Below are 12,121 nucleotides of genomic sequence, written 5' to 3'. Positions count from 1 at the left end.
CCGACGTGATCGGTGAGACCGTGGAAGGTCGGCCCGACCTGTTCGATCTTGGGCCCCGTGTCCATCATGCGAGCCCCCAGCGGACCGAGCCGCACCTGGACGCGGCCGATCTCCCGAGCGAGACCCAGAATCATCAACAGCAGGACGGCAACGGCAACGGTCAGGACGAGAACCATGGTGACGAGGAAGACGGTCATCGAAGAGCCTTTCGGAAATCAGTAACGGCTGACGGACGAGGTGGCGCGGAACTCGATCGCCGCGTTGGTGAGGTAGTCGTCGATAGGGCGACGACCGAAGGACATGACCGACCGGGCGTACAGGGCGACGCACACCATGCCCACGACGAAGAGTCCGACGGCTGCACCGGCGACTCGGTCGACGACACCGAGCTGGGGCGTCGTCGTCACTACTACCGCGGCGAGAGCGAACCCGGCGGCCCGCGCGGCGTGCCACCACCCGATGTGCGGGATTTCGTCGCCGCCGACGGCGAAGGCGAAGCACCCGCAGTCGAGGTCCCGGCGACCACGCGCCAGGTTGACTGCCAGTCCCACGAAGAACGCCGCGAACAACGCTGCGGCGGCGAGACCACTCAGGAACGGTGCGATTCCGAGAACCAGCACGCACCCCACTGCCACCTCGGCTGCGGGCAATGTCCGGCCGACGACGGTCGCGGCCGCGTCGGGAAGCAGTCGGTAGCCCTTGACAGCTCGTACCGTCCTGCCGTCGTCCTTCAGTTTCGGAACTCCGGCGACGAGAAGAATCCCGCCGACGATGCTCGACAGCGCGGCCCAGAGCATCGCTGCCCCCTCTCGTCCGTGTCGACGCCGTCCCGTCGTTCGGTCCGGCTGAGAAAGAGCATGAAAGGCGGATGCGTCGGAATCGCTGCGTGTGCGTTACGTGCTGCGCCGCTCGACGTGGACACCGAGTTGTCACGTAAGGCCAGCTCAGAGCTCCGTCACAGGCGGTCGTGTGGACGACGTCACCTACCGAGCGCCCGCGATCCGCGACTTTGACGACCGATTCCCACTTGGCGCACCCACCGCTGTCATCACGGAAACATGAAGGAAACGGTCGAGTCGTACAGTGCGTTTTCCTGATGCCCGACGACCCGAAGGACTGATCGATGAACACCAGCTCGCTTCGGGCCGCGCTCGATCAGGCCGCCGCAGCGGATCACTCGGCCACTCCTGTGTACTCCCCGTTGAGTGCGCTCGGACGGCGCCGTTTGACTCCGATCGACTTGTTGGGTCAGTCGCTGTCCACGATGGCGCCCGCCACGTGCATGGTGTTCATCGCGTTGTGGATGTCGACGGTCGGCGCCGGAGTCGGTGGACTGCTCGCGATCATCGGCGCCACTCTGGTCATGGCACTCGTCGCCCTGTGCATCCGTCAGTTCACTGTGCGACTCGCCGCGTCCGGGTCGCTCTACAGCTTCGTCGCGCACGGACTCGGACGGCGTGCGACGTTGACGACGGCCGCGGCCCTGCTGGTCGGCTATCTGGGTGTGTCGATCTCCGTGTTGTCCAATGCCGGCGACAACCTGATGCGCGTGGCCGACGTGACGGGTGTCGGACTCGGCGGCGACTACACACTCGCGGCGTGTGCAGCGATCGCCGTCGTCGTGGCGCTCATCGCCGTTCGGGGCGTCCGATTCGCCACACGGACGATCCTCGTCATCGAGTTGTGCACTCTCGCAGTGATCGTCGTGCTGCTGTTCCGTGCACCTGTCGCCGTAGACGTGTCGACGCAGTGGTCGGCCCCTGTCGGATTCGCCCTGTTCCTTGCGATGCAGACGGTCCTCAGCCTCGCAGGCTTCGAGAGCGCGGCATTCTTCGGTCCGGAAGCACGGACTCCGCTGCGCTCGGTGTCCCGCGCCGTCCTCCTGTCTCCGATTCTGGTGGGAGTGCTGTACGTCTTCGCCGGATGGGCGGGAATGACAGGCCACGCGGGCACTCTGCTGAACGCCTATTTCGGCGGCGTCGATTCGGGCGCCGGCTCGCTGCTGGTCGTCGCCGTGAATGTCGGTGTGTGCTCGTCGTGGATAGCCTCCACGCTCGGATTCGCCCAGGCCGGTTCACGACTCGTGTTCTCGATGAGTGTCGAGCGCATCGTTCCTGGCGTCTTCCGACATGTTCACGCTCGATGGAAGACGCCCTACGCGGCGGTCATGGTGTTCGTCGGAGCGTCGATGATCGGCGCCCTGTTCCACGACCCCGACGAGGTCGCGAGCAGATACGACGTGGTGGTCGAGGTCGCGCTCATCCTGGGATACACGATGGTCGCGTTCGCCGCGGTCAACTTCCTGGCGCGGATCGGCGAACACACGACGTGGACCCGGCTGTGCGGTGCCTTCGCGGCCGGCGCGGGAACCAGCCTTCTTCTGTTCGTCGTGGTCCAGTCCCTCGATACCTGGTTCTACGTGGCGTGGTTCGTGATTCTCGGCGGCTCGGGAACGGCGTGGTACGCGATCCTGGAGCGTTGGCGACCGGCCAGCATCAGGTCGATCGGGGTGTTCGACAGTATCGAAACTGCCGATCTCTTACCGGGGTCCGCAGAGCTGGCCGTCGATGCGGACGGCAGGCCCGTCCTGAGCGCTCCTCGTCACGGGCGGTAGCGGTGGTGACGCAACGCAACGACGCACAGGAGCGCACAGGCTTCGGCGGTCAACAACCCAAGGCCGTGCAGAAGGCCCTCGCGATGCTCGAGGCCGTGGCATACCTGGGCCCCGGTGCGACCGCCAAACAAATTGCGGGACACACGCATGTCCCACCGGCAACCGCGTATCGCATGTTGAACTTCCTGGTTGCCGACGGCTTTCTGGTGCGCGTTCCGGACCTGTCGGGCTTCGCGCTCGGAAGGCGGACCTCGGAACTCGCCTACGCTGCCACCACATCTGCGCCCACCCGGACGGTCGCCGACGTTCTAGGCGCCATGCGGACCGAGACCCGATACGGCCTCTACGTCGCGTCGTTCCGCGGCGGGGCTCTGCGCATGGTGGACACCGACCCCGATCACGAGCCAGTGTCCGCCTCCACGATCATGCGGAACCCTCACGCCCACGCCGTCGGAAAGCTGATGTTGGCGTACTACCCTCGGACGCGGGAGCCGTTGCGCGCCATCACCTCGCACACCCTGGTCGACGACGTCGACCTCCGCGCTGATCTCTCGACGGTTCTCGCTACGGACATCGCCGTCGAGAGCGACGAATCACGTATCGGACGAGCGGCGTTGGCGGTGCCCCTGCGAGATGCGCACTCCGATGTCGTCGGCGCTCTGTGCCTGCAGGGGGCGTCGGGCAGATTCACACGGGACAGTCGGGATCTCGTCGACTTCCTGCGTGCGGGAGCCGAGGAGCTCCACGGGTTGATCTAGCCTCGATCAGGAGGACACCCGCTGCTCGACCACGTAGTCGTCGAGGTCGGCTTCGCGTGTCATCTGCCAGTAGTCGACGATCCTCCAGGGCAACGTGGAGACCACGCGGCCGGCGTCGTTGCGGTACCAGTTGTCCATCCCCTCGTGGGTCCAGATCATGCGGGAGTGCGCGTCGTCGTGCCGCCGGACGTAGTCCTGCTCCACCTCGTGCTTCACCTCGACCACGTCGATGCTCTGCTCGGTCATCGTGGACAACAGGTCGATGATGTAGCGAACCTGGCATTCGGCGATGGTGATGTAGCTGCCGCCATGTCCCAGAACGGTTCCCGGTCCGCAGGTGATGAACAGGTTCGGGTAGTCGGGCACCGTGATTCCGAGGTAGGCGTGGGCGTCCTCGGGCCCCCACGCCTCGCGGATCGACCGTCCCGATCGGCCCCGGACGTCGATGGGGGTGAGCAGCTTGTGAGTCTCGAATCCGGTCGCGAGGATGACGACGTCGACCTCGGCCGCGGTGCCGAAGCGTCCTCTGACATGGCGGGAGTCGATGGAGGTCACCGACTCCGCGACCAGCGTGACGTTGTCGCGTGTCAGGGCCGCGTACCAGCCGTTGTCCAACAGCATCCGCTTGCCGAAGGGTGGGTAGTCGGGCAGCGCCTTGTCGATCAGGTCCGGCCTGCCGGCGAGCTCCTTCTCGATGTACCGCGTGAAGACGCGGCGGTGCGCATCGTTGACCGCGTTCACCGACGCCGATGGGTGCTCCCAGTCGGGATCGACCTGCAGTGAGGGATGGACGCGGTCGTTGAAGTTCCACGCGAGTCGTGCCCGATACCAGAGCCGGTAGAGCGGGACGGTGTCCATCAGGAAGTTGACGTCGTCGTCGATGGGCTCGAAGTAGACATCGCTCGACGCGACCCACTGCGGCGACCGCTGGAAGACGGTCGCGTGCGCCACGATCGGCGCGATCGCCGGAAGTACCTGCATCGCACTGGCTCCGCTGCCGACGATGGCAACGCGTTTGCCCGTCAGGTCGAGATCGTCCGGCCACTGAGCAGTGTGGAAGATCGGGCCCTCGAACGTCTCCAGCCCCGGGATGGGCGGCACCTTCGGCTTGTTCAGCTGGCCGGTCGCCGTGATGACGACCGAGGCGGTGAGGACCTCGCCGGTCGTCGTCTCGACTCTCCAGTACCGCTGATCCGCATCCCACTGCGCCGTCGACACCTCGGTATCGAATCGGATCCGCTCGTGCAGATCATGCTGCGAGGCAACATTTCTGAGGTACTGCCAGACTTCGTCACGCTTGCCGAAGTGCGACGTCCAGGCACTGGGCGCGAACGAGTACGAGTACAGGTGGCTCGGGGTGTCGACACCGGCACCGGGGTAGGTGTTCTCGAACCATCCACCCCCGACATCGGAGTTCTTCTCCAGCACCACGTGCTCGATCCCCGCCTCGCGCAGCCGGATCGCTGCCAACATTCCGGAGACACCCGCACCGATGACGATGACGGACAGATGCGTTGCGGCGGCATGCCGGGGTTCCGGCCGGGCGAACCCCATGTCCTCGGCGATCATCTCGGCGAACTCCGCAGGCACGGGTTCACCGACGGCCGCACTGATCATCTCGACCAACTGCTCGTCCGTCGGTGTGGGAACTGCCACCGGAGCGCCGTCGGACCACGCGACGATCGCGTCGACGGCCGCGGAACGGATCTCGTCCGCGACATCGGGGCCGAATCCGCCGCTGTCGTTGTCGTCCATGCCCCGGCTGCGCGTCGGGCGGTACGGCGCCTCGAGCCAGCGCCGGTCGCCCGTCAGTTGGTAGAGAACCGCGACAAGGCTGGGCATGTTCGCGGACTCGACAGCGCGGCCTACTCGCGACCGGTCGATGACGGGTGTTTCGGACGTCGACACGTGCCCTCCCTCGGCGGTCCATCCGGGACCTGCACCGAACTAACCACAGTTAGGCAATGATCGGCAAGAGGTCCCGATGGCTCGGACGATCTGCTCTCGAAGTCTTGACAATGTGTCCTGCGCCACAGCATGCTGCGATGCACAACCTAACGGTGGATAGGCGAAGGGACTCTCATGGAACTGGTCGAGGCAATGCGCACCACAGGAACGTGTCGGCGATACAAGAGCGACCCGGTGCCGGACGAGGTCTTCCGCAGCGCTTTCGACCACGCCCGCTTCGGACCCCAGGGCGGCAATCGCCAGCCGGTGCGCTGGATCGTCGTCCGCGACGCTGCCCGTAAGCAGGCCCTGCAGGATCTCTACCTGCCGATGTGGGACGCATACTTCTCTGGCATCACGGGCGGCACCGTCGCCGTCGGCGCACTCCCGAAGACCGTGCAGGATGCCGACTACTTCGCCCGCCATCTCGCGGAGGTTCCCGCGATCGTCGTCGTGTGCGCAGCGCTCGACGGACTTCACCCCACCGACCACGAACTCGGCCGACTGTCCGTCGTCGGCGGAGCGTCCATCTACCCCACCGTGCAGAACCTCTGCCTGAGCCTGCGCGATCAGGGCGTCGCCACCGCCGTGACCACACTTTTGTGTCACGAGGAACCCGCGATCCGCGAGATGCTCGCCATTCCCGACGACTACATCACCGCGGCTCACATCGCCGTCGGCTACCCGGAGAAGAAGTTCCCCACCAAGCTGACCCGCAGCCCCGTGGAGGAGATCGTCGCGCTGGAGTCCTTCTCGCAGCCCATGTTCACCGACACTCTGTCCACCGCTCCGGCGATCTGACAAGGACTCTCGTGCCCGGACTCGCCCCGCAGCATCGTTCACTCACCGGCCGCGCCACCATCGGAGATCAACTTCGACGGCACGCACGGACCCAGCCCGACAAGACGGCCTTCATCAGCTACGACGCCGACGGAGCGCGACAGGTCACCACCTACGGTCAGCTGGACAGCCGCGCCAACCAGTTCGCGAACCTGCTCCTCGACATGGGCGTGGGTCCGGGCGATCGCGTGGCGTCCATGGCACGCAACAGTATCGACGTCGTCGTCGCGTACTACGGCTCGCTCAAGGTCGGGGCCGCCTTCACCGGAATCAACGTCCTCTACCGCGCGCCCGAGGTGCGGCACCAGCTCGAGCACGCAGAACCCACGGTCGTGGTGGCAGGCCCCGAATTCGGGGACATCGTGAGAAGCGTTCTGCCGGAGGGCACGACGCTGATCATGTTCGGGGAGGAGTACGCGCGCCTGACCGCCGCGACGCCGGACAGCGAGCCGGTCGTCGAGATGGACGAGAACGACATCGCGATGGTCATCTACACATCGGGGACGGAAGCTGCGCCGAAGGGCGTGATGATTCCTCACCGCAACTTCCTGATCTCGACTGCTCCAGCATGGAGTTGGGGGTTGAGGACCGGTCCGGAGGACACGTGGCTCTTCGTCATGCCGTTCCACACCATTGCCGGCCTGGGATCCATGACGACCTTGACGCTGATGGGCGCGACACTCGTTCTTCCCGCCACAGCCGACCCCACGACGTCGCTACGGATCATTGCCGACGAGAAGATCTCCGTCATCGCGCAGACCCCGACGTTCTACTTCGCCCTCGCACGCGAATCCACGTTCGGTCCCGACTCGGTCGGTCAGGTCCGCCGGTGCCTCACCTACGGCGGCCAGGTATCGCCGAACACCATCTCCGCGTGGGCGTCTGCCGCGCCCGAAGCAATCTGGGGAACGTACTGGGGGCAGTCCGAACTGTCCCAACTCGGCTCGGTGGGATGGTTCACCACTCTCGACGACATCCCCGATGGTGATGCCTCCTGGATCGGCAAGCCGGTCACGCACCTCGAGGTCAAGGTCGTCGACCCGGACGGACAGGAATGCGAGATCGGCGAGTTGGTCTGCCGCACACCGTCGGTGATGCTCGGCTACTTCAAGGACGAGGCGAGGACGGCCGAGGTCTTCCGCGACGGGTGGGTGCACACGGGCGACATGGTGCGTGTCGACGCCGCGGGGAACCTCTTCTTCTACGATCGTATGAAGGACATGATCAAGTCGGGGGGTATGAACGTGTCGAGCCAGGAGGTCGAGCGCGTCATCCACGCCCATCCGCAGGTAGCGCGGGCAGCTGTTGTCGGCATGCCGGATCCCTACTGGTCCGAAGCCGTCACTGCGTTCGTCATCGCGGCGGAGGGGACGACGCCCGATCCCGACGCCATCATCGAGTTCTGCCGCACCGAGCTCGCGTCGTACAAGGCGCCGAAATCGGTACACGTGGTCCGCGAACTCCCGGTCGATGCGCAGGGCAAGATTCTCAAGCGCGAGCTCCGCGCCATGGCCGTCGTCGAGGATCCTGTGTGAGCACGCCCGACGACGGACTCGACGCACCACGGGCCATCCGTAGCCGTCGCCGCAAGACCGACATCGCATCCACGGCCGCACAGATCTTCGCTCGTGACGGATATGCCAACGTCGGCATGCGGGACATCGCCGACGCCGTCGGCATCCGCGGCGCCAGCCTGTATCACCACTTCACGTCGAAGGAAGAGATCCTCTTCGCCATCTGCCTCACGGTGACTCAGGAGCCGGCAGACGACACGTTGCCGCTCCTCGACGCCCCCGGCACGCCGACCGAACGCCTGTCGAGCCTGGTCAGGGCGCATCTGCGGCACCTCACACGGCGGCGCGTCGAGTACATCGTCGGCCTGCACGAACTGGCATCGCTGATCCCGGAACACAGAGCCACGATCGAGAACTATCGCCGCCGATACCAGCGTCGAGTGCGCGACGTCGTCGCGGCAGGGATGCGGACCGGCGAATTCACCGTGCCCGACGCCCGCCTCGCCGCGTTCGCGATGGTGGACATGCTGAACGGCATCAGCGCTTGGTATCACGAGGACGGTGACATGAGCATCGACGACATCGCCGATGCCTACGTCGATCTGGCCGTCGGACGGCTGCTCGGGGGAACTCCACACACCTGAGGGCCGAAACTGCTCAACGGCCCTAGTCTGTCTTCCAGACCGGACGAAGGAGCGACGTGGAACCCAGCGACGAGATCGACGCACTGATCGCCCGACACCCCGATTGGCGCGGTGCCGCCCTGGCGGAAGCACGACGGGTAATTCTGTCGGTGGACGACGGCATCATCGAGGGCTGGAAGTACATGGGCTCCCCCGCCTGGGATCTCGACGGGCCACTCATCGTCGGCGACATCTTCAAAGCGAAAGTGAAGCTCGGCTTCCAGTACGGGGCATCGCTCGACGACCCGGAGGGCATCTTCAACGGTGAGCTCGGCGGGAAGCAGCGGCGCTCGTACGAACTCTTCGAAGGTGACGTCGTCGACGCGGAGGCATTGGCCGGGTTGGTCCGTGCGGCGATCGAGCGGAACCGGAACAAGAAGGCCGAGTCGCGCAAAAGATAGCCCCCGCAGCCCTACACTCAGCCCACGTACTTGGACGTCACCCGGTTCTCGAACCACTGCAACGCCATGGTGGGCGGCAGCGCCATCACCAGAATCAGCACCACGGTTCCCATGATGTTCTCCATGCGGATCAGGCTGACGTTGCGTAGCAGTTCGTACCCGATGCCGCTCGATGCCGAGAACATCTCGGCGAGAAGTAGACCCAGGAACGCCAGACCGAAAGTCATGCGCATACCCGTCGCGAGCGAGGGCAGCACCGACGGAACGACGATCTGCCGCACCAGCCGTGGCCAACTCACCTGCAGAGACGCGGCCATCTTCAGGTGGATCCGCTGCACGGACGCCGTGCTCTCCACGGCGACCAGGAACATGGGAATGAAGGCCGCGTAGAACGCGAAGCCCGCGCGACTCAGCTCCCCGATACCCAGGAACGACAGGAAGATCGGGTAGAGCACGATCTTCGGGATGCTGTTGATCGCATAGAAGATCGGGACCACCGTGCGGGCCCAGAACGGGGTGAGCCCGAGCGCGAGGCCGAGGAGCGACCCGACGATCGTGCTGCCCAGGAAGGCGAGCACCAGGATGCGGAGCGAATCGAGCACGTTTGCACGGAAGTCCGGATTCCCGAGATCGGCGACCAAGGATCGCATCGCCTCGAGCGGCGTCGGGAAGATCAGACTGTCGGCGACGACAGCCGACACCCACCAGATCACCACGGCGAGCACTGCCACCACGAGCGGCGGCACCACACGACGTGCGGTGTGCACACCTCGACGCCGGGGCGCTACGGCCGGCGCGGCGATGGTCGGGGGCAGAGTGGCCACGGAGCGACTCATCAGCGACGCCTCCAATCGAATCGGTTGAGGGCGGCGGAGATGCCGAACGTCGCGATCAGGGCGATGGCCGCGACCACGAGGATGCCTGCGTACATGTCGGCGATATCGAAGCTGTCGTACGCGATGGAGATGAAATGCCCGAGACCCTGTGTCGACAGGATGAACTCGCTGGCGAGCACCGAGATGATCGCGTAGGAGAGCCCCAACTTGAGGCCTGTCACGATGTTGGGCAACGCGTACGGCAAGAGAATCGACCGAAAGTACTGCCAGCGGCTGAGCATCAGCGTGGTGCCCAGTTTGGTGACGATGGGCGACACGGCGTTGAAGCCAGTTCGCGCGTTGAGGGCCACGACACCGAACGCGAAGATGGTCGACAGAATGGCGATGGGTGCGACGCCGGCACCGAACAGCACCACCATGATCGGGTAGAGCGCGAAGGTGGGCACCGCGTAGTACACGTTCAGGTATGGCTGGAACGCTCTGTCCCACAACTCGAATCGCCACAGAACGTAGGCCGCGGCCACCCCGAACACGGAACTGAGCACGAACGCGACCACGATGATGCCGAGCGTCCGCCCCAGAGCGTCGACGAGGAAGTCCGTCTCGGTCAGCAGTCGGAGGGCGGTGAAGAACATGTCGGACACCGGAACGATGTCGAGGGGGGACGCGAAGAATCGTGCCGCGATATCGACGGCCACCAATGCAGCGACCAGGATGACCACGGTCCACCCCCACGCCGGTAACCCCAGTGACGTGGCGGGTGCCGGCCGCAGATAACCGGGAACGACGGAGCTGCGTTCGGTGGTGCTCACGGCTCGATGCTCATCGTCTTCTTGGCCTCGTCCCGCAGCGTCGACCAGATGCGCTCGTGCAACGCGACGGCATCGGGACTGGCCAGCACGTCCTCGGACCGGGGCCGCGGCAGATCGATCGGTACCTCGTCGATGAATCGGCCCGGGCGGGCGCTCATCACGAGCACGCGGTCGGAAAGCAGCACGGCCTCCTGGATGCTGTGCGTGATGAACAGGACTCCGCAGGTGAGCTTCTCGACGATCTTCAACAGCTCGTAGGACATCACGAGCCGGGTCTGCTCGTCGAGAGCGCCGAAGGGCTCGTCGGCGAGAATGAGATCTGGCTCCATCGACAGGCACCGTGCGATGGCGACGCGCTGTCGCATACCGCCCGACAGCTGCGTCGGGTAGTGGTCGCCGAATCGCGCGAGCCCGACGGTCGCGAGCAGCTCGTCCGCGCGCTCGCGGCGCTCCTTCTTGCCGACTCCCCGCATTTCGAGTGCGAAGGCGACGTTGTCGCGAATGGTGCGCCACGGCAACGTCGCGGACTCCTGGAAGATCACTGCTGTCTTGGTGCGCGGTCCACTCATCGGCTGGTCGTCGATGGTCACCGTACCGCTGTCATGATCCTGTAAGCCTGCGAAGATCTCGAGAAGTGTCGACTTCCCGCATCCACTCGGACCGACGATCGACACGAACTCACCGCGCCCGATGGTCAGGTCGATCTCGTGCAGGGCGGTCACGTCACCGAAGTGTCGGGAGACCGAGGAGGCGATGGCTATGGCCGACGACGTCTCGGGTCGGGGTCTGGTCGCAGCGTGGGTCACGTCGATACCTTCTTCTCGAGGAGCAGGTCAGGCGGGGCAGTCGCCGGGAACGTCGTCGTCGACGTCGGGGGCGAGGAACTCGGGATCGAACAGGGTGCAGAAATCGGGCACACGGTCGCTGCCCGACGCGTCCACACCCGACTGGGCGGCCTCGACGGATGCCGTGTCGAATCCGCCGCCCCAGGTGTCCACGGACGAGGCACGTTCGACGACGGCGGTGGCCGACTCGACGTCGAATCCTGTGTATTCCGCATAGATTCGGGCGGCTGCGACGGGGTCTGCCTTGATCGAGGCGACCGCGTCGGTGTACCCGTGGTTGATCGCGCGGACGACGCCGGGGTTGCTCGCGGCGTAGTCCTTGGTCGTGGTGATGGTCGACTGCAGGAATCTCTTCATGTAGTCGGGGCTGCTGACGATGAGCTTGAAGTCCTCCGGCCGCTGTTCGGCGACGATGGACGGAATCAGGGCGATGTCGACGGAACCCGCTTCGAGCAGGGCCAACCCCTCCCCGATTCCACCCGACGACACGCGCTCGATCCGCGCAGGATCCGCTCCGGCGAGGGAGGGCAACAATCGGGTGAGTGCGTCCGACGCGGAGTTCGGTCGCGTGTACGCCCACCGGCGGACGTCGTCGATCGAGTCGACCGCCGAGTTCGACGCCAGCGCATAGAAATTCATCGGATACGGACCCTGGGTACCGCCACCCACGATGCGCAGCTCGGACCCACCGGCGTCGGCCTGCACGATGGAGGGGTAGCTGACCTCACCGATGGGGATGTTGCCGTCGAGGAGGGTGCGCATGGTCGCGCTGCCGCCCTTGCCCGGAACGATGTTCTCGACGATGACGCCGTACTTCTCGAACAGTCCCTGCTTCTGTGCGACGAGCCACGGGATGCTGTAGATCTCGGCG

12 protein-coding genes and 1 pseudogene are annotated in these 12,121 nt (G+C 65.4%); 6 read left to right on the top strand and 7 right to left on the bottom strand.

Annotation, left to right across the window (positions count from 1 at the left end; genetic code table 11):
* Nucleotides 1–197 (bottom strand): annotated as a pseudogene (locus tag RU01_RS18000) (redoxin domain-containing protein); the annotation flags it as partial.
* A gap of 18 nt (nt 198–215) precedes the next feature.
* Nucleotides 216–797: a MauE/DoxX family redox-associated membrane protein gene (locus tag RU01_RS17995; RefSeq protein ID WP_042575964.1), complete on the bottom strand. Its 582-nt coding sequence runs from the start codon at nt 795–797 to the stop codon at nt 216–218.
* A gap of 326 nt (nt 798–1,123) precedes the next feature.
* On the opposite strand from RU01_RS17995, the gene RU01_RS17990 reads away from it, so the two are divergent.
* Together RU01_RS17990 and RU01_RS17985 are read left to right on the top strand one after the other, a co-directional pair.
* On the top strand, nt 1,124–2,614 hold the full coding sequence (locus RU01_RS17990) for an APC family permease (protein ID WP_042575963.1): 1,491 nt from the start codon (nt 1,124–1,126) through the stop codon (nt 2,612–2,614).
* A gap of 5 nt (nt 2,615–2,619) precedes the next feature.
* Nucleotides 2,620–3,372: an IclR family transcriptional regulator gene (locus RU01_RS17985; RefSeq protein ID WP_231568761.1), complete on the top strand. Its 753-nt coding sequence runs from the start codon at nt 2,620–2,622 to the stop codon at nt 3,370–3,372.
* Between the two features lie 6 nt (nt 3,373–3,378).
* On the opposite strand, the gene RU01_RS17980 is transcribed toward RU01_RS17985, so the two are convergent.
* On the bottom strand, nt 3,379–5,280 hold the full coding sequence (locus RU01_RS17980) for a flavin-containing monooxygenase (protein ID WP_042575961.1): 1,902 nt from the start codon (nt 5,278–5,280) through the stop codon (nt 3,379–3,381).
* Between the two features lie 174 nt (nt 5,281–5,454).
* Between RU01_RS17980 and RU01_RS17975 the strand changes: the two genes are divergently transcribed.
* From RU01_RS17975 to RU01_RS17960, 4 genes are read left to right on the top strand one after another with little or no spacing between them, the layout of a single operon-like run.
* On the top strand, nt 5,455–6,120 hold the full coding sequence (locus RU01_RS17975) for a nitroreductase family protein (protein ID WP_042575960.1): 666 nt from the start codon (nt 5,455–5,457) through the stop codon (nt 6,118–6,120).
* A gap of 11 nt (nt 6,121–6,131) precedes the next feature.
* The gene (locus RU01_RS17970) at nt 6,132–7,694 is read left to right on the top strand and encodes a class I adenylate-forming enzyme family protein (RefSeq protein WP_042575959.1); all 1,563 of its coding nucleotides are present in this window, start codon (nt 6,132–6,134) and stop codon (nt 7,692–7,694) included.
* Nucleotides 7,691–8,317 (top strand): TetR/AcrR family transcriptional regulator, encoded by a 627-nt coding sequence (locus RU01_RS17965; RefSeq protein WP_042575958.1) that lies wholly within the window; start codon nt 7,691–7,693, stop codon nt 8,315–8,317. The genes RU01_RS17970 and RU01_RS17965 overlap by 4 nt, the downstream gene beginning before the upstream one ends.
* A 56-nt stretch (nt 8,318–8,373) precedes the next feature.
* Entirely contained in the window at nt 8,374–8,757 is a 384-nt protein-coding gene (locus RU01_RS17960; protein WP_042575957.1) for a DUF1801 domain-containing protein, read from the top strand.
* A gap of 17 nt (nt 8,758–8,774) precedes the next feature.
* Here RU01_RS17960 and RU01_RS17955 read toward each other — a convergent pair whose 3' ends face one another.
* The 4 genes from RU01_RS17955 to RU01_RS17940 all read right to left on the bottom strand — a co-directional run.
* Nucleotides 8,775–9,593, bottom strand: a complete 819-nt coding sequence (locus RU01_RS17955) for an ABC transporter permease (RefSeq protein ID WP_042575956.1) — start codon at nt 9,591–9,593, stop codon at nt 8,775–8,777.
* A complete protein-coding gene (locus RU01_RS17950; RefSeq protein ID WP_042575955.1) occupies nt 9,593–10,405 on the bottom strand; it encodes an ABC transporter permease in 813 nt (270 codons plus the stop codon). Before RU01_RS17950 ends, RU01_RS17955 begins: the two co-directional genes overlap by 1 nt.
* Nucleotides 10,402–11,211 (bottom strand): ABC transporter ATP-binding protein, encoded by an 810-nt coding sequence (locus tag RU01_RS17945; RefSeq protein ID WP_082043225.1) that lies wholly within the window; start codon nt 11,209–11,211, stop codon nt 10,402–10,404. The genes RU01_RS17950 and RU01_RS17945 overlap by 4 nt, the downstream gene beginning before the upstream one ends.
* Nucleotides 11,212–11,238: 27 nt before the next feature.
* Nucleotides 11,239–12,121, bottom strand: an 883-nt coding sequence (locus RU01_RS17940) for an ABC transporter substrate-binding protein (protein WP_042575954.1), incomplete at its 5' end; no start/stop codon positions are given.

The organism is Rhodococcus sp. MEB064, assembly GCF_000834565.1.
Taxonomy (GTDB): Bacteria; Actinomycetota; Actinomycetes; order Mycobacteriales; family Mycobacteriaceae; genus Rhodococcoides.
This window is presented reverse-complemented; position numbering and strand designations above follow the sequence as displayed.

Excerpts from the sequence above, each read along its gene's own strand:
- RU01_RS17995 (WP_042575964.1), bottom strand. The coding sequence starts at position 797 with ATGCTCTGGGCCGCGCTGTCGAGCATCGTCGGCGGGATTCTTCTCGTC.
- RU01_RS17990 (WP_042575963.1), top strand. The coding sequence starts at position 1,124 with ATGAACACCAGCTCGCTTCGGGCCGCGCTCGATCAGGCCGCCGCAGCG.
- RU01_RS17975 (WP_042575960.1), top strand. The coding sequence starts at position 5,455 with ATGGAACTGGTCGAGGCAATGCGCACCACAGGAACGTGTCGGCGATAC.
- RU01_RS17955 (WP_042575956.1), bottom strand. The coding sequence starts at position 9,593 with ATGAGTCGCTCCGTGGCCACTCTGCCCCCGACCATCGCCGCGCCGGCC.